The sequence below is a fragment of the Mitsuaria sp. WAJ17 genome (assembly GCF_014174515.1).
Lineage (GTDB): Bacteria > Pseudomonadota > Gammaproteobacteria > Burkholderiales > Burkholderiaceae_C > Roseateles_B.
In genome coordinates this window covers 45,179-66,939 of the sequence record NZ_JACJUG010000027.1, presented here as the reverse complement: position 1 = coordinate 66,939, position 21,761 = coordinate 45,179, and the positions used below count along the sequence as shown (strand labels likewise).

Genomic DNA, 21,761 nt, shown 5'->3' with positions numbered 1-21,761 from the left:
GCCCCGGCCGAAGCTCCGAAGCCCAGAACCCCGGAGCGTCCCGCGGCGGAGCCGGCGCCCGCGGCAGCGGAAGCCCTCGCGGCGCAATCCCTGCCCGCGTCGGCCCCCGAGGACGCCGCCGACGCTGCGATGACGGCCCAGGACCTGGCCGCCCTGCCCCCACAGGGCGAGGGCCTCTGGCGCTACCGCCTGCGCCAGGCCGGCGCCGAAGGGCAGGCCTGGCTGCACTGGCAGTCCCAGGGCGAGGATTACGCCCTGCAGCTGCGCCGCCAGCTGCCCGGCCATCCCTTGCCCGGCTGGCGCAGCGAGGGCCGACGCGATGCCCTGGGCCTGGCGCCGCTGCGCTTCGCCGTGCTGCGCGGGCCGCGCGAGATGCAGGCGCTCAACTTCCGTCGCGAGCAGGGCGTGATCAGCTATTCCGCCAGCACCGAGCTGCAGCCCTTGGCGCCGGCCACGCAGGACCGCCTGTCGTGGTGGTTGCAGCTGCCCGCCCTGCTGCAGGCCTGGCAGGCCCGGCACGGCGCGCCGCTGCCGGGCCAGCGCTTCGAGATCCCGGTGGCCCTGATCCGCGGCGGCCTGCACCGCTGGCAGTTCAGCGTGCTGGGCCAGGAGGGCGGCCTGTGGCATCTGCGGCGCGGCGGCCTGGGCCCGCACGACACCCGTCTCGATGTGTGGCTGGACCCTTCGCGCCAGTACCTGCCCGTGCGCCTGCACCAGCAGATCGGCGAGGAGGAAGGCTGGGAAATGGAGCTGCAGGACGAGCTCGCGATCCCCGAGCCCCGCCCGGCCGTGTGATTTGTGACGCTACTGCCACAAATAAAAAACCCGCCAAGCGCCGATCAGCCAGGCTTTCTGCCACTATTTGATCGCGGTCGAGGCCGTTAGCAGGCCGGTTCCCCTTGAAACCGGTCCTGCCGACCGCAGTTGCTGGTCACAGGAGTCCATCATGCACATGCTCTACAACTCCCCCAGTTTCATCGTGGTCCAGTTTGACGTCCCTGTCGAACAGCTGCGCCATGACGGCCGTGATCTGCCCGCTCTGCAGCGCGGCGGCTTCGAGATCGTCGACAAGTTCTCCCGCAAGGAGATCTTCATCGAGGGCGCCCTGGCCCAGCAGTTCCAGGAGGGTGTGGAAGCCCTGATCGAGCAGGAGCCCAGCGAGGAAGAGCTGGACGACTTCATCGAGCGCTACGCCAACATGGGCCAGCAGCCCGTGGTGATGCACTGAGTGCTGCCGGGGGCCCGCTCATCGCGCCGAGCCCCTCTTCCCCCGTGTCTTTTGCGAGAGAGTTCACGAAAGCTGCCCCCGAACGGGACTTGTCCTTCCGCCTTCCCTGCGCCAAGATGGGTCGGACGCCGGGCCTGACAGCCCGGCGTTCCATTCATCCTCGCTGAGGAGAGGCCCATGGTGAAGCGTTTGGCAGAGCTGCGCGTCCTGGCATCGCCAGGCCTCCGGGACGCCCCCGTGATGGACCGCATGTGCTCGCACTTCGTGCTCACGCTGACGGTCAAGCACGCCAGCCGCTTCAATCTCCGCCGCGACTTCAACGGCCTGCTCTCCTTCACTGGCCGCCACCTCGTCTGGCCCCAGCGCGTGCTGACCCGGCTGCGCGCCTACCTCGCTCAGCGCTGCGCCCACAACGAGCTCTGGGCCGGCCACACCGAGCTCGACGACACCCGCTTCCTGGAGCGCCATGGCGTCTGGAGCGGCCCCTTCGCCGAGGCCACGCTCTTCTTCTATCTGGACGAATACATCAAGGATTCGCCCAAGGACATGATGGCCCTGCTGGCCAGCACCTGCGAGCACTTGGACCGCCAGCTCAAGCGCGAGTCCACCCTGGTCGAGAAGAACATCGCCTCCCTGGGCCATCTGCTGCAGCTGAACCCGGCCGAGCGCGCCATCCTGCTCTACGGCACCCTGGCCCGCTACCAGCGAGAGCTGCGCGGCGCCTTGGTCGAGTTCAAGGTCAACAACGCCCAGGAGGCTTTTGCCGCCATCGCGGCCGTGGCCGGCGTGGACGAGCGCGAGGTGGCCGAGGCCCTGCGCGCGGGCTCGCGCCTGGAGCGCATCGGCATGGTGGAGAACCTCATCTCCGAGCACAACATCACCGACCTGGCCGACCTGATGAAGGTCAGCGACCAGTTGCCCCCGGTGCTGATGCGCGAGTACCGCGACCCCAACGACCTGATGGCCGTCTTCACGCGGCCCGCCACGCGCAGCGAGCTTGGCCCCCAGGACTTTCAGTTCGTCGCCGAGGACCTCGCCCTGCTGGGCCAGCTGCTGCGCCATGCGGTGGCCCGCCACCAGGCGGGCGTCAATGTGCTGCTCTACGGCCCTCCCGGCACCGGCAAGACCGAGCTGGCCAAGGTGGCCGCGCAGGCGGCCGGTCTGGACCTCTATGAAGTCGAGTACGCGGACCGCGACGGCAACTCCCTCTCCGGCCGCGACCGCTACCGCTCCCTCCAGATCAGCCAGGTCTTCCTCAAGGCCAGCAGCAACGTCGCCCTGCTCTTCGACGAGGTGGAAGACGTCTTCCCGCCGCTGTCCGGCGACACCGTGCAGCTGATGGCCCGGCTTGACTCCGCGCTGGACATGCCCAGCGGCAACTCGGTCAGCGGCAAGGCCTGGGTCAACCAGATCCTTGAGAGCAACCCCGTGCCGGTGATCTGGGTCACCAACCGCATCGAGCAGATAGACCCTGCCTTTCGCCGCCGCTTCCAGTACCACCTGGAGCTCAAATCCCCGCCGCCCGGCGCGCGCCTGAGCCTGGTGCAGCGCGCCCTGGCCGAGGTGCCGGTGACGGCCGAGTTCCGCGAGCGCCTGGCGGCGCGGCGCGGCCTCACGCCGGCCCAGATCCGCACCGCCGTGCGCTTTGCGCAGCTGACCTGCGAGGAGGAAGCCCCGGCAAGCTACGAGCGCCTGATCGATCGCCAGCTGCTCAACGCCGACCGTGCCCTGGGCCACCAGTCACAGGAGCGCGACGAGCGCCGCCGCGTCACGCAGTATGAGTTGGACCTGCTGAACTGCGAATCCCGCTACGAGGTCGCCCGCATCGTGCAGGCCCTGCGCAAGCGCGGGCACGGCAACCTCTGCTTCTACGGCCCGCCGGGCACCGGCAAGACCGCCCTGGCCGAGCACATCGCCGAACAGCTGGGCCGGCCGCTGATGGTGCGCCAGGCCAGCGACCTCTCCAGCAAGTTCGTCGGCGAGACCGAGCAGAACATGGCCCGCATGTTCGAGTCCGCCGGTCAGGAAGGCGCCGTGCTGCTGCTGGATGAAGCCGACAGCTTCCTGCGCAGCCGCCGCATGGCCGAGCGCCACTACGAGGTCAGCGAGGTCAACGAAATGCTGGCCGGCATGGAGCGCTTCCCAGGCATCTTCATCTGCACCACCAATCTCTTCGAGGACCTGGACGAGGCCGCCCTGCGCCGCTTCGCCTTCAAGATCCGCTTCAAGCCCCTGCGCGCCGAGCAGCGTTGGACCATGTTCGAACGCGAGGCCGGCACCGCCCCCACGGCGGCCCAGCGCGAACGCCTGCAGCGCCTGGACAGCCTCACTCCCGGCGACTTCGCGGCGGTGCGCCAGCAGGGCGAGATCCTGGGCGAGACGCCCGGCGCCGAGGAATTCCTCGAACAGCTGGAGGCCGAGCACCGAGTCAAGCCCGAGGTGAGGCAGCAGCGGAGCATAGGCTTCAGGCACTGAAGGCCGCTGCGCGCCCAGCGCACGCCCGGGCGTGCGGCCCGGTGGCCGGGGCCCGCTTTGGCCTTAGGCTTGCTGCCCATGCTGCTGACACTCGCCGCCCTGCTGGTCTTCCTCACCGGCCTGGCCCATTCCTGGCTGGGCGAACGCTATCTGCTGCGCCGGCTCTTCAAGCGCGAGAACCTGCCCGCGCTGCTGGGCAGCACGGCCTTCACGACCGGCACGCTGCGCTTCGTCTGGCACCTGCTGACCCTGGTGTGGTGGGGCCTGGCCGTGCTGCTGATCCTGGCCGCGCGTGGGCCGCTGGAGACTCGCCTGATGCTGCAGATCTTCAGTGGCATCGCCGCGCTCTCGGCCCTCTTTCCCTTGTACTTCACAAGAGGCAGGCATCTGTCCTGGCTGGTCTTCTCGGCCATCGCGCTGCTGCTGTGGCTGGAGGCCAACGGGCGCTGAGCTCAGGGCTTCCTGGGCGGCACCGGCGTGATCTGCGAGGAGGTCAGCAGCCAGTGCCCCTTCGCCCAGTTGGCCGACAGGGCCGGCGTCATACGTACGAGGCGGGGGCTGTCGTCCATCTCCAGGGCCTCCACATAGGCGCGGGCCAGCGCCTTGAGGTCCTGCTGCGGCTCGACGAGAGGCTCGGGCGGGCTGGCGCAGGCGCCGAGCAGGAGTGCAGCCCGTGCGCAAGTCGCACGAGTCGCATGCTGCAGCTTCATTCCGGTCATGGCCAGGGCCTTGTCAGTGGGCAGGGCCCGCATACTCACGAACCCGCCGCGGCGGCCTGTCCTGCCGGTCATGCCTGCCACAGCGCGCTCCTGGTCGTTCATCCTTTCGCCCCCAATCCCCTCATGTACACCGCCACCTTCATCTTCGCCAAGGGCGACTGGGATGCCGAGTTCCATGCCCTTGATGCCACGATCGCCGACGCCGCACGCGCCCTCCCCGGCTATCTGGGCGAGGACAGCTGGGACAACGCCGAACGGGGCCTGGTCTGCAATGTTTACTACTGGGAGTCCCTGGAGGCGCTGCAGGCCCTGATGCATCACCCGGCCCACCTGGAGGCCAAGCGGCTGCAGGCCCGCTGGCTGCAGGGCTACCAGGTTCATGTGGCGCAGGTGCTCAGGTCCTATGGCGACGGCCGCCTGGCCCTGCCGAGCGGCACAGCGCCCCACCCCCAGCGGGGGGGCTGAGGCCCTCCTGCGCCCTGCCACAATCCGCCGCAGACGCCGCGCCGCAGCGGCAGGACAAGAGCTCCGCGGAGCAAGGAGGGTGGCATGCGTGTGCTGGGACCGGTGCTGGGCCTGTTCATGGCCTGGATCCTGGGCGACTGGTTCGGCTGGCGCGAGGGCGGCTTCCTGGCCCTGGGCGCCGTGATGGGCGGCGTGGCGGCCCATCTGCATCGCCGTGTGAGCCAGCTGCAGGGGCAGTTGGCGCAGGTGCAGCAGCAGCTCGTCACCCTGGTCGGCGGCACGGCGCCGGCGGCAACGGCCGCCGCCAGGCCAGCCACCAGTCCCTCAGCCGCCGGCATGTCCCCCGCCGCCAGGGCTGCACCCCCGGCCGCCCTGGCCGAGGCCACGGTGCGGCAGTTCGCCGCAGTGCTCGCCCCGCCAGACGCGCAGCCCACGCCCGTCGTCTCCCTGAACGACGAGGACCGCGCAGCGCCCCTGTCCGAGCTCCCCGAGACCCCGCCGGCAGCAGCGCCGCTCAAGACGACAGCGCACACCCCGCCCCCCGCGTCCGCCCGGCCTGCCGACCTGGAGCCTGACGAACGCAGCCTGGCCGTCACCAGCAGCCTGGGCGCCAGCGTGCTGGCCTGGTTCCGCGGCGGCAACACCATCGTGCGCGTGGGTGTGCTGGTGCTGCTTGTGGGCGTAGGCCTGCTGCTGCGCTATGCCGCCGAGCATGCAGTCATCCCGCTGCCCTGGCGCCTGGCCGGCAGCGCCCTGGGCGGCCTGGGCCTGACGGCGCTGGGTCTGCGCCTCACGCCCCAGCGCCGCGGCTACGGCCTCAGCCTGCAGGGGGCGGGCGTGGGTATCGCCTACATGAGCCTGTTCGCGGCCTTCCGGCTCTACGGCCTGATGCCCGCCGGCCTGAGCTTTGGCCTGATGGCCCTGCTCTGCGCCGCCATCACCGCCCTGGCCTTGAAGCAGGACGCCCTGCCCCTGGCAGCCCTGGGCTTCGGCGGCGCCTTCCTGGCCCCGGTGCTGGTGTCCACCGGCCAAGGTAGCCATGTGGCGCTGCTGAGCTACTACCTGCTGCTGAACGTCTCCATCGCGGTCATCGCGCGGCGCAAGCCCTGGACGCTGCTGCACCTGGAGGGCTTCGCCTTCACCCTGGGCATCGCCTCGGCCTGGGGCTTCAGCGCCTACCGGCCCGAGCTCTTCGCGAGCACCGAGCCCTTCCTGATCGCCCACTTCCTGCTGTACCTCTACATCGGCGTGCAGTACACCCTGCACATGATCGAGCGCAGCCCGCCAAGGCAAGACCTGGCCCTAGTCGATGGCAGCCTGGTCTTCGGCACGCCCATCGCCGCCTTCGGCCTGCAGGCGGCGCTGCTGCGCCAGCAGCCCCTGGCCCTGGCCTTCAGCGCGGCCGTGCTGTCCGGCCTCTACCTGGTGCTGGGCCGCGCCCTGCTGCGCCGCGCCGGCAGCCGCGTGCTGCTGCTGGTGGAAAGCACGCTGGCATTGGGCCTGGCCTTCCTGGCCCTGGTCACGCCCCTGGCGCTGGATGCGCGTTGGACCAGCGCTGCCTGGGCGCTGCAGGGGGCCGGCGTGCTGTGGATCGCCTTGCGCCAGCAGCGCCGCTGGGCCGCTGCGATGGGCCTGCTGCTGCAGGCCCTGGCCTGCCTGGCCTACTGGAGCCATCAGGCCGGCCTGCCTGGCGCGCCAGGCGGGTGGCTCTTCCTGAACAGCGCCTGGCTGGGTCTCGGCCTCCTGGTGCTGGCCCTGATGTTCAGCAGCCACACGCTGCAGCGCCAGCCGCGCGACAGCGCCATGGCCCAGGCCTTCGCCGAGCCGGTGATGTCCTGGATGCTGCTGGCCGGCGCCCTGCTTCAGCTGTGGGCCGGCGGCATGGCCGAGCTGGGCCAGTGGGACCAGGCCCGCTATCGAGAAGCGCTGCTGGCCGCCGGCTGGAGCGCCCTGCTGGCCGTGGCAGGGGAGGGCCTGCGCCGGCGCTTGCGTTGGCCGGCCCTGGGCCTGGCGGCACAGGGGCTGGCGGGACTGGGCCTGCTCCTGGGCATCGGCGCGCTGCTGCTGGCGCTGACCCGTATCGTCGGCAGCGCCGAGACCCTGCTGCTGCGCCAGGGCGGGCTGGACATTGCCCTGCTGGGCCTCCTCGCCACGGGGTGGCTGCTGCGGCGCCAGGACCTCGACGCCCAGGCTCCGCCGCCCGCCAGCCGCCAGCTCCTGCTGACCCTGGGCAGCTGGCACCTGCTGCTGCACGCCGGCGCCCTGCCGTATGCCCTGGCCGTGGCCTACATCGGCCGCCATGAAGCCTGGACGCCCGCGGCCCTGATGCTGCTGCCCACCCTGATCGCCCTGGCCCTGATGAGCCCGCGCCTGGCGCCACGCTGGCCGGTGCGACACCATCGGGACTGGCTGCGACAGACGGTGCTGCGACCCTGGCTGGCCGTGCTGGCGGGCTGGAGCCTGCTGGCCAATGGCGTGGGCAACGGTCGCATGGATCCCCTGCCTTCGCTGCCCCTGCTCAACCCGCTGGACCTCGCTCACGGCCTGGCCCTTCTGTATGCCCTGCGCCTTGGCCGGGGCGAGCCCGAGGGCCGCCTGGGCAGCGCCTGGCTTCGCGGGGGTGTAGCCCTGGCCTTCTTCTGGCTCAACAGCCTGCTGGTGCGCACCCTGCACCAGTGGGCCGGCACGCCCCTCTGGCTGGACGGCGCCTTGGGCAGCAGCCTGGTGCAGACCGGACTGAGCCTGCTATGGACGCTCAGCGCGCTGGCCACCATGGGCTGGGCCACCCGCCGGGCGCCTGCGCGCCTGGCCCGCGGCGCCTGGATGGTGGGCGCCGGCCTGCTGGGTGTGGTGGTGCTCAAGCTCTTCCTGCTGGACCTCGCCATGCTCAACAGCCTCATGCGCATCGCCAGCTTCCTGGTGGTGGGCCTGCTGATGCTGGTGATCGGCTACGTCGCCCCTCTGCCGCCGGCCGCCGGCGGCGTCGATGCAAAGGCCGGCGCATGAAGCCCTTGCGCCGTCTGCCCGGCCTGAGCGGCCTGGCCCTTGCCGCCTGCCTGGTTTTCGGCTTTCGCGTCAATGCGGCCGGTGCCGCGCCGCCCGCCGCCAGCCAGGCCGCCCCGGCGCCGGCCACCGTCTGGGCGCCGCTGCAAGCCCAGGCCGGCGGCGGCCTGCAGCGCCTGGCACTACCGTGGACGCTGCTGAGCGCCGCCCGAGACGCCCGGCTGGAATCCGTGCAGGTGCTGGACGCACAGGGTCAGGTCTTGCCCAGCGCCTGGGCCGGGCAGCCCCCCGATGCACAGTCCCGGCGCGAGCTGAACGTGCCGCTGTGGGCCTGGCCGGACGAGACTCAGGCCCCGGACGCCAGCCGCTCCCTGGACATCGAGTTGGACCCGCAGGGCCGCATCCGCCGCGTGCAGGTCCCTGCCCAGGCCCAGCCACGTGCGCACGCCGCGGGCAGCGTGCGCTGGCTGCTGGACCTGTCCGCCCTGCGCGATCCCGCCGAGCGCCCGCTGGACCTGCAGCTGGACTGGCCGACCCCATCCGGGGGTCAGGCCTTGACCGTGCAGCTGCAAGCCAGCGACGACGCCCAGCATTGGCGGCCCCTGCGCAGCGCCCAGCTGCTGGACCTGCCCGCTGCGGCCCCGGCGCCTGCCCTGAAGCTCCGGCGCATCGACTGGCCCCTGGACCAGGCCCTGCCGCCCTATCTGCGCCTGCAATTCGACACGCAGGTCGCGCTGCGCGCGGTCACCCTGGGCATCGAAAGCCGGCAGCGCCCGGGCCTGGCCATCGAGAGCCTGTCTTGGCAGCCCGAGGCGAGGCAGACCAGCGAGCCGCCGCGATGGCGACTGGACCTGCCCCTTGCGCTGCGCCCGGAGGCCCTGCGGGTGCAGCTGCCGGCCCTCAACCAGCTGCTGAGCCTGCGCCTGGAGCAGCGCCAGCAGGAAGGTCAGGCCTGGCTGCCGGTGCAGCGCTTCGTCGCCTGGCGCATGCAGCGAGGAGGCGTGGAGGGGCAGTCGCCCGCCGAGCCCGTCCAGGCCTCCGCGGCCCGGCAGTGGCGCCTGGTGGCGGAAGGACCGGTGCCGGCCGCGCTGGCCCAGGGGGCGCTGAGCCTTCAATGGCTGTGGCGCCCGCCGCAGCTGGTCAGCCTGCTGCCGGCGGACCCGGTCCTGCTGGCGGGACTGCGCCTGAAGCTGGGATCCCCAGCGCCGGGGCCCGGTCACCTGGCCCTGCAGACCCTGATGCCAGGCTACCAGCCGGGCAGCGAGTACCAGCTGCCAGAGGCCCGGCCCGGTGCGGCCCAGGTCCAGCCCGCGCCGGCAGCCCCCCCCGCCTGGGAGGACCCTGCCACCCGCAAGCGCTGGGGCCTGTGGGCCGTGCTGGGTCTCAGCGTGCTGGGACTTGCGGGCCTGGCCTGGCGGCTCAAGGGCGAGCTGGGCGACGGCGAGCCGCCGCAGGCCTGAGCAGTCGGCCATCCTGCCATGGCCGGCCGCCCAAGCGGCGCGAGTGCTAGCATCCAGGATCAGCGCCACAGCAACTGCCCCATGCCTGCCACCTACCCTCCCCTGGCCCTGGCCTGCGACGCCCTCGCCCTGCTCGGCCTACTGGCCACCTGGCCCTTCAACCTGCAGTACCTGCTGCAGGGCGGCAGCCTGGCGCCCGCGGCCTTCTTCGGTGCGGCCCTGCTCACGCCGCTGACCACGGCCTTCACCATCGACCTCTACATCAGCGCCCTGGCCTTTTCGCTGTTCGCGTGGGTGGATGCCCGCCGCACGGGGGTCCGGCGGCCCTGGCTCTATGTGATGCTGTGCTTCTGCGTCGGGCTGGCTTTCGCCCTCCCGCTGTACCTGGCTCGGCGCGAGCAGGCCCTGGCGCGGACGGGCGGCAGGCGCTGAACCCGTTGGAGGGCGCACGCCCCCCCCGGCGCCGGCCCATGACCGAGCCCGAGCCCACGACAAAGACCCCTTGCAGCGGCCCGAGTCGGCCGTATTTGGCATGAGCGGCGGTGGCCGTAGGCCTGGCAGCAACGGCGGCTGTTAAACTCCACCCCATTGCTGCCGTCTCGCTTTCCTCTGCAGCATTCTGTGCGCCCCTCCCCGCCCTGCGCGGCCCGGCGGACGCCACGGCCAGCAGCCGTCCTTCCCGGGGGACGCCCGCGACACCAGGCAAGCTCGTCTGGCTCAACGATTCCGGACCCCGGCGTGGCCGGCATGTCCAGTGCGGAATCCTGAACTGCACACCCGCAACGCATACGGTCGGTGGCACCGCCCGTGTGTCCCTGAAATGCCTCCGCCCGCGCGTTCGGCCTCCGACGCTCCGGCACCCGTCAGCTGATGGCCCCCGCGCCCCTGCGACCGCCGCATGCGGTGCGGCGGCTGCGCCAGGCCGGCGGCGTTGACCCCCAACGATTCAACAAAGGACAGATCCATGGCCAAAGAAGAACTGATCGAGATGCGCGGCAAGGTCGATGAAGTGCTGCCGGATTCGCGCTTTCGCGTGACCCTGGAGAACGGGCACACGCTGGTGGCCTACACCGGTGGCAAGATGCGCCGCCACAACATCCGCATCCTGGCCGGCGACCAGGTCTCGCTGGAACTCTCGCCCTACGACCTCAACAAGGGCCGCATCACCTTCCGTCACCTGGAAACTCGCGGCCCCATGGGCGCCGCGCCCCGCCGCCGCTACTGATCGGCGTCCCGGCCCCGGCCCTGGGGCAGTGCAACAGGCCTCCCTTTGTGGAGGCCTTCTTCATCGCGCCGCGCAGCTCAATGCCAGCGAGGGGCCGCGCCGCTGGCGCGGATCGCCAGCGCATTGCCGCTGGGGTCGCGGATGGACAGGGTCCAGCACTCATCGACCCGGCCTTCGTGATGGCAGTGCGGCGGCACCTCGAAGCGCGTGCCAGCGGCCATGAGGCGCTGGGCCAGATTGCGCCACTGCGGCAGCGCGAGGCAGACGTCCAGCGCAGCGGGCCCAGGCTCGGGCGCGCAGGACTCATCCATCCACACGGCCAGGCGGGTGCCGAAGAAGTCGAAGGACAGCGCCCGGTCAGCAGGCGCCGACTCCCGGCAGCCCAGCAACTCGCCATAGAAGGCGCGGGCCTGGCCCAGGTCACGGACGTGGATCGTCCAGGCCGTCGGCCGGGTGTCCACAGGAGCGGCGGTGGCGGTCAACATCCTTGAATCTCCCGACAATCTTGGATACCGGAGGACACGGATATGCAACTTCTTGTTGCAATGGCTGTCCAGAATAGCCAAGCCGCCGCGCCCTGGCGAGCCTGACGGGGGCCACTTGCGCGCATGCGACGCCCGCCTGTCCCTCAAAGCTGTGGCATCGTGTGGCGCATGAGCAAGGAACTGCCCTCGACCCTCAAGCTGCTGACGATCTGGCTGCTGATCCTCACCGCCCTCTTCCTGGCCGTGCAGGCCTGGCAGCACCAGCGCGAACGCCCGCGCTTCACCCTCAACGATCGCGAGCTGCGCCTGCAGCGAGGCCCGGACGGCCACTTCCACTGGCCCGGCCGTCTGGCGGGGCAGGCCACGGTCTTCCTGGTGGACACTGGCGCCACCACCACAGCCCTGCCCCGCGCCCTGGCCGAGCAGCTGGGGCTGCGGCCGCTGGAGTCTCTGCGCAGCAACACCGCTGGCGGCATGGTCGAGGGCTATTCGGCCGAGGTGGACCTGAGCCTGGAGGGCGGCCTGCAGGCCCCCCGCCTGCGCGTGGTCGTACTGCCGGCGCTGGACGCCCCCCTGCTGGGCATGGACGTGCTGGGCCGGCTGAAGTTCAGCCAGCACGAAGGAGAATTCACCGTGGAGCGCCCATGAAGCTCATTCGTCCTTGCCTGCGCCGCTGCGGCGCCGTCTTCCTCTTCCTGCTGATGGCCGCCAGCGCGCAGGCCCAGGACTGCCCGCCGGCGCTGCCGGCCCCCAATCCCGCCCTGCTGGCCCAGCCCCCCGCCAGCGCCCCCGACCGCGGCCTGCTGTGGCAGCTGGAGAAGGACGGGCGCAGCGCCTGGCTCTACGCCAGCATCCACCTGGGCCGACCGGAGTGGCTGATCCCGGGCCGCCGCCTGCAGGCGGCCTTGGCGGCCAGCGACACCCTGGCCCTGGAGCTGAACCTCGGCGATCCCCAGGTGATGCAGACCATGGCCGCCCCCGTCCCGGGCCGCCCCATGCTGGCGCTGCCCGCCGAGCTGCAGTCCCGCATGCAGGCCCTGGCCCAGCGCTACTGCCTGGACCTCTCGCCCTATGCCCGCCTGCACCCCGTCCTGCAGCTGGGTCAGTTGGTGGTACAGAGCGCCCGGGATGAGGGCCTGGGCGCCGAATTCGGCCAGGAGATGGGGCTGATGATCCAGGCGCAGCTGCGCGGGCTCAGGATGGCCGGACTGGAGACCCCCACCCTGCAGCTGCAGGCCTTGATCCCGGCCAGTCGTCAGGAGGCGCTGGAGGAGGTGCGCGAGGGCCTGCGCCAGCTGGAATCGCCCGAGGTACGCCGCCAGACCCGCCTCCTGGCCGAAGCCTGGGACCAGGGCGATCTGGCCACCCTGGAGGCCTATCCGCAATGGTGCGACTGCGTCCACACGCCTGCTGACCGCGCCTCGCTGAAGCGCACCATCGCAGACCGCAATCCCGGCATGGCCGAGGGCATAGACCGGCTGCATGCCAAGGGCCAGCGCCTGCTTGTGGCCGTGGGCGCCCTGCACATGACGGGCGAGGACAGCCTGCTGGTGGCCCTGCGGGCGCGTGGCTTCAGGGTCACGCAGCGCTGGCCGGAGCCGCGCTGAGCAGCGCTCCGCCTGCCCTTGGCGCTACCATCGCGCCATCATCCCAGGAGGCCCCATGGCAGACAGCAGCAGCTTCAGCAAGTTCGTGCCCGGTTTCGAGTTCCTGCAGGGCCTGGTCAAGAATGCCGGCGCCGCCCTGCCGGGCATTGGCCAGTGGGTCGCGCCCACGCTGAACCCAGAGGAGCTGTCCAAGCGCATCGAGGAGCTGCGCACCGTGCAGTTCTGGCTGGAGCAGAACGCGCGCATGCTGGGCGCCACCATCCAGGCGCTGGAGGTGCAGCGCATGACGCTGTCCACGCTGAAATCCATGAACGTGCCCCTTGCCGAGCTGGGCGAGACGCTCAAGGTGCCGCCCATGCCGGAGTACAAGCTGCCCGACATGCCGGGGATGGCGGCCCCGACGCCCAAGGCGCGCAAGCCCGCCGCCAAGCCCGCGCCCAAGGCCGCCGATCCCGCCACCGCGCCGGGCCTGGGCGCCGTGGACCCCATGCAGTGGTGGTCGGCCCTGAGCAACCAGTTCACCCAGTTGGCCACCCAGGCCATGAAGGACGGCGCCACGGATGCCGCCAAGAACCTGGCCGGCGCCATGGTCAAGCAGAGCTTCGATGCCGCCGGCGAGACCATCAAGAAGGCCGCAGCCATGCCGCTGAACGTAGCCAAGAGCGCGGCCGCAGCCGCAGGGGCCGCGGCCGGGGCTGCCGCGAATGCGGCGGCCAAGCCCGTGGCGAAGGTCTCCACCCGCAAGGCCCCGGCCCGCAAGCGCGGCAGCGCGCGCTGAGCGCACTGGCCCAGGCTTCCCGCGACGGTTCGCAGCCGACCCAAGCCCAAGCTCAGGCCCTTTGCCCTGTTGCGCGAATGGCCGCCCCCCGCATCCCGCCCATCCAGAGCCTGCTGGCCTTCGAGGCCGTGGCCCGGCTGCGCAGCGTGAGCCTGGCGGCCGAGGAGCTCAGCGTGACGCCCAGCGCCGTCAGCCACCGCATCCGCCAGCTGGAGTCGCAGCTGGGCTTCAAGCTCTTCGGCCGGGACTTCAGCCCTTCCGATGAAGGCCAGCGCTACCTCCCCTCGGTGCGCCAGGGGCTCAAGGCGCTTCAGCAGATCCCGCGGCCCGAGGGCGCCCATCTGCAGTCCGCCCGCCTGCGCCTGGCGGTGACGCCCACCTTCTCGCGCCAGATCCTGCTGCCGCGCCTGGCCCTGTTCCGCCACGCCTATCCCGAGGTCGAACTGGTGATGCAGGTGGCCATCCCGCTGGCCAACACCAAGGCCGAAGACGCCGACCTGGAAATCCGCTACGGCACCGGCGACTACCCCGGCCTGGAATACCGACGCATCCTCAGCGACGAGCTCACGCCTGTCTGCAGCCCCGAGTACCTGCATGAGTTCGGCCCCTTCGAGGGCTTCGATACCGCCCAGGACATCCGGCGCGCCCGCCTCATCCGCAGCCCGCTGGACCCCTGGAGCACCTGGTTCGAGGCCCACGGCATCCACCTGGACGAGCCCCGCGCCGGCGCGCAGTTCAACGACGTCGGCCTGGTGCTAGACGCCGCGGCGGCCGGCTTCGGCGTGGCGCTGATGCGCATGAAGCTGGGCCTGACCTGGCTGGACAGCGGCCGGCTGCTGCGCCTCTCGCCCCGCGCCGTGCCCTCGCCCTTCCACCACTATCTGTGCTGGAAGCCGGGGGCGATGGAGCGCTGGGAGTGCGCGGCGTTTGCGGACTGGCTGTTCAAGGCGCTGGGCTAGCATCGCGGCATGCCGGTCACGCCCTTTCATTTCGGCCTGGGTGCCGCCCTGCACGGCGCTGCGCCCCGCCATCTGAGCTTCCTCGCCTTCTGCGCCGCCAACGTGCTGATCGACGTGGAGTCCGTCTGGAACCTCCTGCGCGGACAGCCCCAGGTCCATGCCTTCTTCCATACCTATGTCGGCGCAACGCTCGCCGGCCTCGCGACGGCCGCGCTGTCCGGGCTGTGGCGGCGCTGGCGGCTGGGGCAGCCGCTGCCGCCGCCGTACCGGCGCTCGCTCCTGCTCGGCGCCCTGCTCGGTGCCTGGAGCCACGTGATGCTGGACAGCATCATGCACACCGACATCCGCCCGCTGGCGCCGTTCAGCGAGTCCAACGCGCTCTTTCGCCTCATCGCGCTGCCCGAGCTGCACCTGATCCTCCTCGGGCTGGGTATGCTGGGCGGAATGGCCGCCTGGCTGCGGCGGCTGCAAGAGGGAGACCGTTGAGCATGCACGTCGAGACCCTGACGCTGGAGCGTGTGTTCGATGTGCAGCGGCCGACCATCGGACGCAGCCGCGACACCACCTCGGACTTCTCCTTCGAGGCACAGGGCCGCAAGGTGTACGGCCTCAACGCGGCCGGCACCCCGAGCCTGAAGGCGGGCGACCGGGTCAGCTTCGTGCTCCGGGAGTCCGGCAACTTCCAGTCGCTCGTGGGATGGCACAACCACACCACGGGCGAGGACGTGCTGCCCAGGCACCGCTCCCTGGGCCGCGGCCTCTTCCACGCCGGAGTCATCCTGGTCTTCGGATGGATGATGTTCTCGACGGCGGAGCAGCCCGGCGTCCGTCTCATGACTGGCGGCCTGCTGGCCCTGTTCGTCCTGTTCGCCATCAGCACCGTGCAGAACGCCTGGCAAGGCCAGCAGGCGGCCCGTGTCATCCGGTCACTGCGGGAATCAGCCGAGGGCCGCTGACAACAGCTTGACGCCTCCGCGATGACGGCCTCCGGATCTACCCTGTGTCCGTCCCCGCTTTGAAATTTCCTCAAAGCCGCGCCCGCGAGGATTCACGCCGCGCCTGATCCTGGCACCGCACCATCGCTCCCCAGCGGCTCCTTCCCCCGAGCCCACCACAAGAGCGACTGGAGACAACCATGGTCTGGCAACAGGTCTACAACCCCTTTGACAACATGCTGCTCAGCACGCTGGTGGCCGCCATCCCGGTGGTGGTCATGCTGCTGGGCCTGGGCGTGTTCCACCTCAAGGCCCATGTGGCCGCGGCGGCCGGCCTGGCGAGCGCGATGCTGATCGCCATCGTGGCCTTCGGCATGCCGGTGGGCATGGCCACGCGGGCCGCGCTGCTGGGCGGGCTCACCGGCCTGCTGCCCATCGGCTGGATCGTGCTGAACATCATCTTCCTGCACCAGCTGACCGAGCAAAACGGCAGCTTCAAGGTGCTGCAGGACTCCATCGCTGGCATCACGCAGGACAGGCGCCTGCAGCTGCTGCTGATCGCCTTCGCCTTCGGCGCCTTCTTCGAGGGCGCGGCCGGCTTCGGCACGCCGGTGGCGGTGACGGCGGCCATCCTGATCGGCCTCGGGTTCTCGCCGCTGGCCGCCTCGGGCCTTTCGCTGATCGCCAACACCGCGCCCGTGGCCTACGGGGCCCTGGGCACGCCGGTGATCACGCTGGCCAAGGTGCATGGCTACGACCTGATGGCCGTCTCCGGCATGATCGGCCGCCAGCTGCCGTTCTTCTCGCTGCTGGTGCCCTTCTGGCTGATCTGGGCCTTCGCCGGGCGCAAGGCCATGATGGAGATCTGGCCCGCCATCCTGGTGACCGGCCTCTCCTTCGCCATCCCGCAGTACCTGGTGAGCAACTTCATCGGCCCGGAGCTGGTGGACGTGATCGCGGCCATGGTCTCCATGAGCTGCCTGGTGGGCTTCCTGCGCGTCTGGCAGCCGAAGACCGTGTGGACCTCCGTCTCGCTGAAGGGCCATGAGAAGGACGGCGGCACCGCGCTGCCGCCGCAGAAGCCGCAGGTGCATCCGCGCAGCACCGTGATCAAGTCCTGGACGCCCTGGGTGATCCTGACCGTCTTCGTCTTCGCCTGGGGCCTGCCGGCCACCAAGAACGCGCTGAACGGGATCTTCGCGCCCAAGTTCGCCATCGAGGGCCTGCACAAGCTGGTGCAGAAGGTCGCCCCCGTGGTGCCGACCCCGCACAACGAGGCGGCCGAATACGTGTTCAACCTGCTGTCGTCCACCGGCACGGGCATCCTCGTCGCCGCGATCGTCGGCGGCCTGGTCATGGGCTACGGCATCCCGGCCCTGGTGCGCACCTTCTTCAAGACGGTCTGGCTGGTGCGCACCTCGCTGTTGACCATCGTGCTGATGCTGGCCCTGGGCACGCTGACACGCTACAGCGGCCTGGACACGACGCTGGGCCTGGCCTTTGCCGGCACCGGCGTGCTCTACCCCTTCTTCGGCACACTGATGGGCTGGCTGGGCGTGGCGCTGACGGGCTCGGACACGGCGTCCAACGTGCTCTTCGGCGGCATGCAGAAGGTGGCGGCCGAGCAGCTGGGCCTCAATCCCAATCTGATGGGCGCGGCCAACAGCTCGGGCGGCGTGATGGGCAAGATGATCGACGCGCAGTCCATCGTCGTGGCCTCCACCGCCACCCGCTGGTTCAACCACGAGGGCGACATCCTGCGCTACGTCTTCTTCCACAGCATCGCCCTGGCCTGCCTGGTGGGGATCCTGGTCACGCTGCAGGCCTATGTGCCGCCCTTCACCTGGATGGTGAGGTAAGCCGCCGCTGCGGCCCCCGGGCGGGGCTAAAGTGCTGCCCTGAGCCCCGCCCCTGCACGAAACCCCAGCCATGAACGCGAACGACGCCGCCACGCTCTCTCCCGCCGAGCGCGCCCAACGCCAGCACCGCCTGGTGCAGGCCCTGCGCGGTCTGCTGCCTGCCCATGCCATCCTGTGGCAGGCCGAAGAGACCACGCCCTACGAGTGCGACGGTCTCTCCGCCTACCGAGCCCGCCCCCTCGCCGTGGCCCTGCCCGAGACCGAGGCGCAGGTGGCCGCCGTGCTGCGCTGCTGCCTGGCGCTGGAGATCCCCGTGGTGGCGCGCGGCGCCGGCACCGGCCTCTCGGGCGGCGCGCTGCCGCATCCGGACGGCCTGGTGCTCTCGCTCGCGCGGCTGAACCAGATCCTGGACATCGACCCCCTCGCCCGCACCGCCCGCGTGCAGTGCGGCGTCCGCAACCTCGCCATCTCAGAGGCAGCCGCGCCCCTGGGCCTCTACTACGCGCCGGACCCCAGCAGCCAGATCGCCTGCACCATCGGCGGCAACGTCGCCGAGAACTCGGGCGGCGTGCACTGCCTCAAATACGGCCTGACGCTGCACAACGTGTTGCGGGTCAAGGGCTACACGGTGCGCGGCGAGGCCGTCGAGTTCGGTTCCGAGGCCCTGGACGTGCCAGGTCTTGACCTGCTGGCCACCGTGGTCGGCAGCGAGGGCATGCTGGCCGTGGTGACCGAGGTGACAGTGCGCCTGCTGCCCCGCCCCATCCTGGCGCGCTGCATCATGGCCAGCTTCGACGACATCCGCAGGGCCGGCCAGGCGGTGGCAGACATCATCGCCGCCGGCATCATCCCCGCTGGCCTGGAGATGATGGACAAGCCCATGACCGCCGCCGTGGAGGACTTCGTCCACGCCGGCTACGACCTCACGGCCGAGGCCATCCTGCTGTGCGAGAGCGACGGCACGCCGGACGAAGTCGAGGAGGAGATCGAACGCATGAGCGCCGTGCTGCGCGAGAGCGGCGCCACGCAGATCTCGGTGAGCGCCGATGAAGCCCAGCGCCTGCGCTTCTGGAGCGGCCGCAAGAACGCCTTCCCGGCCTCCGGTCGCCTGAGCCCGGACTACATGTGCATGGACTCCACCATCCCGCGCAAGCGCCTGGCCGACATCCTGCTGGCCATCGCCGAGATGGAGAAGGAGTACGGCCTGCGCTGCGCCAACGTCTTCCACGCGGGCGACGGCAATCTGCACCCGCTGATCCTCTTCGATGCCAACGACCCGGACCAGCTGGAGCGCTGCGAGCGCTTCGGCGCCGAGATCCTGGAGACCAGCGTGGCCCTGGGCGGCACGATCACGGGCGAGCATGGGGTGGGCATCGAGAAGCTCTCGTCCATGTGCGTGCAGTTCAGCCCCGAGGAGCTGCAGCAGATGCGCGACTTCAAGGCCGCCTTCGACCCGCAAGGCCTGCTCAACCCCGGCAAGCTCATCCCCAGCCATGCGCGCTGTGCGGAATACGGCAAGATGCATGTCCGTAAAGGCCTGCTGGCCTTCCCTGATCTGCCGAGGTTCTGAATGACCGCATCCGCCATGCCCTCCCCCCGCACCGCGCCGGCCGACCTGGGCCGGCTGCAGGCCCGCATCCGCGAGGCCGCGGCAGGGGGTCAGGTCTTGCAGATCCAGGGCCAGGGCAGCAAGCATTTCTATGGCGGCGAGCCTCGGGGCGAGTGGCTGGACCTGACGGAACTGCCGGGCCTGAGCGGCATCAGCGCCTACGAGCCCAGCGAGCTGGTGGTGACGGCCAAGGCTGCAACGCCGCTGTCCGAGCTGGAGACCCTGCTGGCCGGGCAGGGCCAGCACCTGGCCTTCGAGCCGCCGCGCTTCGAGGGCCGCGGCACCGTGGGCGGCATGGTGGCCGCGGGCCTCTCCGGCCCCTCGCGCGCCACCCAGGGCTCGCTGCGTGACCATGTGCTGGGCCTCACCATGATCAATGGCCGCGGCGAGCTGCTCAGCTTCGGCGGCACCGTGATGAAGAACGTGGCCGGCTACGACCTGCCCCGCCTCATGTGCGGCGGCCTGGGCGTGCTGGGCGTGATCGCCGAGGTCTCGCTGAAGGTGCTGCCCCTGCCGGTGGCGCGCTGCACCCTGCGCTTCGACATGCCCGAGGCCGAGGCCCTGCAGCAGATGAACCGCTGGTCCGGCCTGCCCCTGCCCCTGCGTGCCAGCGCGGCCTGGGACGGTGCCCTGGTGCTGGAGCTGGCCGGTGCCGAGCGTGCCGTGGCCGCGGCCCGGCGCGAGCTGGGCGGTGAACTGATCCCCGAGGACCTGGCCGCCGGCTTCTGGCGCGGGCTGCGGGACCACAGTGACGAGTTCTTCGTCGGCGCCCACCGCGCGGTGCAGGGGGGTGCCAAGCTGTGGCGGCTCTCGCTCCCGCAGACGGCGCCCAGCCTGCGCATCCCCGGCGAGCAGATGATCGAGTGGGGCGGCGCCCAGCGCTGGGTGACCACCCCCCTGCCCGCGGCGCAGCTGCGCGAGCTGGCCGCGCAGGCCGGCGGCCACGCCACGCTGTTCCGCGCGCTGGACAAGTCCGACGGCGTGTTCAGCCCCCTGAGCGCACCGCTGGCCCGCATCCATCGCGAGCTCAAGACCGCCTTCGACCCGGCCGGCATCTTCAACCGCGGCCGGCTCTACCCCGATTTCTGACCCCCTCTTGCCATGCAGACCCGCCTCGCCCCCGAGTTCCTCAACACCGCCGCCGGCGAGGCGGCCGAGGCCATCCTGCGGCGCTGCGTTCATTGCGGCTTCTGCACCGCCACCTGCCCCACCTACCAGCTGCTGGGCGACGAGCTGGACGGCCCGCGCGGCCGCATCTACCTGATCAAGCAGGTGCTGGAGGGCGCCGAGCCCACCCGCGCCACGCAGGCGCACCTGGACCGCTGCCTCACCTGCCGCAACTGCGAGAGCACCTGCCCCTCGGGCGTTCAGTACGGGCAGCTGCTGGAGATCGGCCGCGAGATCGTGGACCGCAAGGTGCCCCGGCCCGCCACCGAGCGCGCCGCGCACTGGCTGCTGCGCGAGGGCCTGACCTCGCCCGTCTTCCCGGCGGCCGCGAAGCTGGGCCAGGCCCTGCGCCCGCTCGTGCCCGCGGCCCTGCGCGAGAAGCTGCCGCCCAAGGCCGGCCCGCGCGCCCATCAGTGGCCCACCCGCACGCAGCCCCGCAGGATGCTGATGCTGATGGGCTGCGTGCAGCCCGCGCTGATGCCCAACATCAACGCCGCCACCGCCCGCGTGCTGGACGCCATCGGCATCCAGACCCTGGTGGCCGATGACGCCGGCTGCTGCGGCGCCATCCGCGCCCATCTGCATGACGAGGCCGGCGGCCTGGACGACATGCGCCGCAATATTGACGCCTGGTGGCCGCTGGTCGAAGGCCTCGCCGGCGCAGGCCCGGTCGAGGCCCTGGTGATGAACGCCTCCGGCTGCGGCGTGATGGTCAAGGACTACGGCCGCCTGCTGGTCCACGACCCGGCCTATGCCGAGCGCGCCGCACGCATCAGCGCCCTGTGCAAGGACGTCAGCGAACTGCTGACCCCCGAAGTCAGCGCCCTGCAGCAGGCCCTCGAGCGCGCCCAGGCGGCGTCACCCCAGCGCCCGCGCCTGGCTTACCACCCGCCCTGCACGCTGCAGCACGGCCAGCAGCTCAAGGGCGGCGTGGAGGCCCTGATGCGCGCGCTTGGCTTCGACATCCAGGTCTCGCGCACCGAAAGCCATCTGTGCTGCGGCTCCGCCGGCACCTACTCCCTGCTGCAGCCCCAGCTCGCTCATCAGCTGCGCGACCGCAAGCTCGCCGCCCTGGCGCCGCTGCAGGCGGACTGCACGGTGTCGGGCAATATCGGCTGCATCCAGCATCTGCAGTCGGGGACGACGCAGCCGGTGCGGCATTGGGTGGAGGTGCTGGATGAGGCGCTGAGTCCGGGCTGAGTCACTCGCCGAGCTCGCCAGCGCCATCGCACCGCCGGTGGCCTGCCGACGAAATATAGTTTCGGCAACACAGCCCCCTCGCTGCGGGACTCGCCGCGATTCACGACGCCCTCACCATGGAACCTCTGCACACACCTTGGCCGAGCCTGCTGAACGCCGGCCGCCAGTCCCTGCGTCTGGGCGTCGTCGCACTGTCCATCGCATGGGCCGGCACGGCGCCTGCGGCACCGGCCTGCGATGCCCAGGCGGTTGGATCGCAGGACTACCTGAAGGCCACCCGTCTCGTCGAGCAGCTGCCTGACTTCCAGGCCTGGACGGGCTGGCACCGACGACCCACGGCCTTCGGCATGCCCATGGATGGCCAGGTCCGGACCGGGGGGCGGTGCTACTGGTCGGTGTCGGTCTATGCGGACGAGGGCGATCACCTGTCGCTGTGGAACGTGTTCCTGGTCCACCTGGGCAGCGGTGACATGCTCGTCAGCGACGTCACCGGCGGAGAACCGCTGTCCCTGCAGGCATGGCGGCGCAAGTACGGCCCACTCCCGGACAGCCCGGCGGGCAAGCGCTGATGAAGTCCTGCCGGCCTG

The 21,761-nt window shown here is 71.0% G+C and carries 21 protein-coding genes and 1 pseudogene; 20 read left to right on the top strand and 2 right to left on the bottom strand.

What is annotated here, in order from left to right; genetic code table 11:
* From H5407_RS19130 to H5407_RS19115, 4 genes and pseudogenes are all read left to right on the top strand, one after another.
* A pseudogene (locus tag H5407_RS19130) lies at nucleotides 1-795 on the top strand (DUF3108 domain-containing protein); the annotation flags it as partial.
* Between the two features lie 151 nt (nucleotides 796-946).
* Nucleotides 947-1,228, top strand: a complete 282-nt coding sequence (locus H5407_RS19125; RefSeq protein ID WP_183106092.1) for a DUF3567 domain-containing protein — start codon at nucleotides 947-949, stop codon at nucleotides 1,226-1,228.
* A 177-nt stretch (nucleotides 1,229-1,405) separates the two neighbouring features.
* Nucleotides 1,406-3,703 (top strand): ATP-binding protein, encoded by a 2,298-nt coding sequence (locus H5407_RS19120; RefSeq protein ID WP_183106091.1) that lies wholly within the window; start codon nucleotides 1,406-1,408, stop codon nucleotides 3,701-3,703.
* Nucleotides 3,704-3,781: 78 nt separating this feature from the next.
* Entirely contained in the window at nucleotides 3,782-4,153 is a 372-nt protein-coding gene (locus tag H5407_RS19115; RefSeq protein WP_183106090.1) for a hypothetical protein, read from the top strand.
* Nucleotides 4,154-4,155: 2 nt separating this feature from the next.
* On the opposite strand, the gene H5407_RS19110 is transcribed toward H5407_RS19115, so the two are convergent.
* Nucleotides 4,156-4,422 (bottom strand): hypothetical protein, encoded by a 267-nt coding sequence (locus H5407_RS19110; RefSeq protein ID WP_183106089.1) that lies wholly within the window; start codon nucleotides 4,420-4,422, stop codon nucleotides 4,156-4,158.
* Nucleotides 4,423-4,545: 123 nt separating this feature from the next.
* On the opposite strand from H5407_RS19110, the gene H5407_RS19105 reads away from it, so the two are divergent.
* The 5 genes from H5407_RS19105 to infA all read left to right on the top strand — a co-directional run bounded on the left by H5407_RS19105 (nucleotide 4,546) and on the right by infA (nucleotide 10,575).
* The gene (locus tag H5407_RS19105; RefSeq protein WP_183106088.1) at nucleotides 4,546-4,887 is read left to right on the top strand and encodes an antibiotic biosynthesis monooxygenase; all 342 of its coding nucleotides are present in this window, start codon (nucleotides 4,546-4,548) and stop codon (nucleotides 4,885-4,887) included.
* Nucleotides 4,888-4,971: 84 nt separating this feature from the next.
* Nucleotides 4,972-7,893: a DUF2339 domain-containing protein gene (locus tag H5407_RS19100; protein WP_183106087.1), complete on the top strand. Its 2,922-nt coding sequence runs from the start codon at nucleotides 4,972-4,974 to the stop codon at nucleotides 7,891-7,893.
* Complete coding sequence (locus tag H5407_RS19095) at nucleotides 7,890-9,350, top strand: DUF3999 family protein (protein WP_183106086.1); 1,461 nt, start codon at nucleotides 7,890-7,892, stop codon at nucleotides 9,348-9,350. Before H5407_RS19100 ends, H5407_RS19095 begins: the two co-directional genes overlap by 4 nt.
* A gap of 81 nt (nucleotides 9,351-9,431) precedes the next feature.
* Nucleotides 9,432-9,782, top strand: a complete 351-nt coding sequence (locus tag H5407_RS19090) for a DUF2834 domain-containing protein (protein ID WP_183106085.1) — start codon at nucleotides 9,432-9,434, stop codon at nucleotides 9,780-9,782.
* Nucleotides 9,783-10,314: 532 nt separating this feature from the next.
* A complete protein-coding gene (gene infA, locus H5407_RS19085) occupies nucleotides 10,315-10,575 on the top strand; it encodes a translation initiation factor IF-1 (protein ID WP_183106084.1) in 261 nt (86 codons plus the stop codon).
* Between the two features lie 77 nt (nucleotides 10,576-10,652).
* Here infA and H5407_RS19080 read toward each other — a convergent pair whose 3' ends face one another.
* The gene (locus H5407_RS19080; RefSeq protein ID WP_183106083.1) at nucleotides 10,653-11,060 is read right to left on the bottom strand and encodes a VOC family protein; all 408 of its coding nucleotides are present in this window, start codon (nucleotides 11,058-11,060) and stop codon (nucleotides 10,653-10,655) included.
* A gap of 168 nt (nucleotides 11,061-11,228) precedes the next feature.
* Here H5407_RS19080 and H5407_RS19075 point away from each other — a divergent pair, with 168 nt between their 5' ends.
* The 11 genes from H5407_RS19075 to H5407_RS19025 all read left to right on the top strand — a co-directional run bounded on the left by H5407_RS19075 (nucleotide 11,229) and on the right by H5407_RS19025 (nucleotide 21,743).
* Nucleotides 11,229-11,708, top strand: a complete 480-nt coding sequence (locus H5407_RS19075; RefSeq protein ID WP_183106082.1) for a TIGR02281 family clan AA aspartic protease — start codon at nucleotides 11,229-11,231, stop codon at nucleotides 11,706-11,708.
* On the top strand, nucleotides 11,705-12,667 hold the full coding sequence (locus H5407_RS19070; RefSeq protein ID WP_183106081.1) for a TraB/GumN family protein: 963 nt from the start codon (nucleotides 11,705-11,707) through the stop codon (nucleotides 12,665-12,667). The genes H5407_RS19075 and H5407_RS19070 overlap by 4 nt, the downstream gene beginning before the upstream one ends.
* A 55-nt stretch (nucleotides 12,668-12,722) precedes the next feature.
* Entirely contained in the window at nucleotides 12,723-13,445 is a 723-nt protein-coding gene (locus H5407_RS19065; RefSeq protein ID WP_183106080.1) for a PhaM family polyhydroxyalkanoate granule multifunctional regulatory protein, read from the top strand.
* Nucleotides 13,446-13,522: 77 nt separating this feature from the next.
* On the top strand, nucleotides 13,523-14,404 hold the full coding sequence (locus H5407_RS19060; protein WP_183106079.1) for a LysR substrate-binding domain-containing protein: 882 nt from the start codon (nucleotides 13,523-13,525) through the stop codon (nucleotides 14,402-14,404).
* 9 nt (nucleotides 14,405-14,413) lie between these two features.
* The gene (locus tag H5407_RS19055; protein WP_183106078.1) at nucleotides 14,414-14,890 is read left to right on the top strand and encodes a metal-dependent hydrolase; all 477 of its coding nucleotides are present in this window, start codon (nucleotides 14,414-14,416) and stop codon (nucleotides 14,888-14,890) included.
* A 2-nt stretch (nucleotides 14,891-14,892) separates the two neighbouring features.
* The gene (locus H5407_RS19050) at nucleotides 14,893-15,360 is read left to right on the top strand and encodes a hypothetical protein (RefSeq protein ID WP_183106077.1); all 468 of its coding nucleotides are present in this window, start codon (nucleotides 14,893-14,895) and stop codon (nucleotides 15,358-15,360) included.
* A gap of 179 nt (nucleotides 15,361-15,539) precedes the next feature.
* Nucleotides 15,540-17,198 carry an L-lactate permease gene (locus H5407_RS19045; protein WP_183106076.1) on the top strand — a complete coding sequence of 553 codons (1,659 nt, stop codon included), beginning with the start codon at nucleotides 15,540-15,542 and terminating at the stop codon, nucleotides 17,196-17,198.
* Between the two features lie 70 nt (nucleotides 17,199-17,268).
* A complete protein-coding gene (locus H5407_RS19040) occupies nucleotides 17,269-18,768 on the top strand; it encodes an FAD-linked oxidase C-terminal domain-containing protein (protein WP_183106075.1) in 1,500 nt (499 codons plus the stop codon).
* A gap of 15 nt (nucleotides 18,769-18,783) precedes the next feature.
* Nucleotides 18,784-19,896: a glycolate oxidase subunit GlcE gene (glcE, locus tag H5407_RS19035; protein ID WP_183106093.1), complete on the top strand. Its 1,113-nt coding sequence runs from the start codon at nucleotides 18,784-18,786 to the stop codon at nucleotides 19,894-19,896.
* Between the two features lie 12 nt (nucleotides 19,897-19,908).
* Entirely contained in the window at nucleotides 19,909-21,174 is a 1,266-nt protein-coding gene (glcF, locus tag H5407_RS19030) for a glycolate oxidase subunit GlcF (protein ID WP_183106074.1), read from the top strand.
* Nucleotides 21,175-21,290: 116 nt separating this feature from the next.
* Nucleotides 21,291-21,743, top strand: a complete 453-nt coding sequence (locus H5407_RS19025) for a hypothetical protein (protein ID WP_183106073.1) — start codon at nucleotides 21,291-21,293, stop codon at nucleotides 21,741-21,743.
* Nucleotides 21,744-21,761 lie beyond the last annotated feature (18 nt).

Coding starts and splice junctions, on each gene's coding strand:
- H5407_RS19075 (WP_183106082.1), top strand. CDS start 11,229: ATGAGCAAGGAACTGCCCTCGACCCTCAAGCTGCTGACGATCTGGCTG.
- H5407_RS19025 (WP_183106073.1), top strand. CDS start 21,291: ATGGAACCTCTGCACACACCTTGGCCGAGCCTGCTGAACGCCGGCCGC.
- H5407_RS19110 (WP_183106089.1), bottom strand. CDS start 4,422: ATGACCGGAATGAAGCTGCAGCATGCGACTCGTGCGACTTGCGCACGG.
- H5407_RS19090 (WP_183106085.1), top strand. CDS start 9,432: ATGCCTGCCACCTACCCTCCCCTGGCCCTGGCCTGCGACGCCCTCGCC.
- infA (WP_183106084.1), top strand. CDS start 10,315: ATGGCCAAAGAAGAACTGATCGAGATGCGCGGCAAGGTCGATGAAGTG.
- H5407_RS19115 (WP_183106090.1), top strand. CDS start 3,782: ATGCTGCTGACACTCGCCGCCCTGCTGGTCTTCCTCACCGGCCTGGCC.
- H5407_RS19080 (WP_183106083.1), bottom strand. CDS start 11,060: ATGTTGACCGCCACCGCCGCTCCTGTGGACACCCGGCCGACGGCCTGG.
- H5407_RS19105 (WP_183106088.1), top strand. CDS start 4,546: ATGTACACCGCCACCTTCATCTTCGCCAAGGGCGACTGGGATGCCGAG.
- glcF (WP_183106074.1), top strand. CDS start 19,909: ATGCAGACCCGCCTCGCCCCCGAGTTCCTCAACACCGCCGCCGGCGAG.
- H5407_RS19050 (WP_183106077.1), top strand. CDS start 14,893: ATGCACGTCGAGACCCTGACGCTGGAGCGTGTGTTCGATGTGCAGCGG.
- H5407_RS19040 (WP_183106075.1), top strand. CDS start 17,269: ATGAACGCGAACGACGCCGCCACGCTCTCTCCCGCCGAGCGCGCCCAA.
- H5407_RS19070 (WP_183106081.1), top strand. CDS start 11,705: ATGAAGCTCATTCGTCCTTGCCTGCGCCGCTGCGGCGCCGTCTTCCTC.
- H5407_RS19055 (WP_183106078.1), top strand. CDS start 14,414: ATGCCGGTCACGCCCTTTCATTTCGGCCTGGGTGCCGCCCTGCACGGC.
- H5407_RS19045 (WP_183106076.1), top strand. CDS start 15,540: ATGGTCTGGCAACAGGTCTACAACCCCTTTGACAACATGCTGCTCAGC.
- H5407_RS19065 (WP_183106080.1), top strand. CDS start 12,723: ATGGCAGACAGCAGCAGCTTCAGCAAGTTCGTGCCCGGTTTCGAGTTC.
- glcE (WP_183106093.1), top strand. CDS start 18,784: ATGCCCTCCCCCCGCACCGCGCCGGCCGACCTGGGCCGGCTGCAGGCC.
- H5407_RS19060 (WP_183106079.1), top strand. CDS start 13,523: ATGGCCGCCCCCCGCATCCCGCCCATCCAGAGCCTGCTGGCCTTCGAG.
- H5407_RS19125 (WP_183106092.1), top strand. CDS start 947: ATGCACATGCTCTACAACTCCCCCAGTTTCATCGTGGTCCAGTTTGAC.
- H5407_RS19100 (WP_183106087.1), top strand. CDS start 4,972: ATGCGTGTGCTGGGACCGGTGCTGGGCCTGTTCATGGCCTGGATCCTG.
- H5407_RS19095 (WP_183106086.1), top strand. CDS start 7,890: ATGAAGCCCTTGCGCCGTCTGCCCGGCCTGAGCGGCCTGGCCCTTGCC.
- H5407_RS19120 (WP_183106091.1), top strand. CDS start 1,406: ATGGTGAAGCGTTTGGCAGAGCTGCGCGTCCTGGCATCGCCAGGCCTC.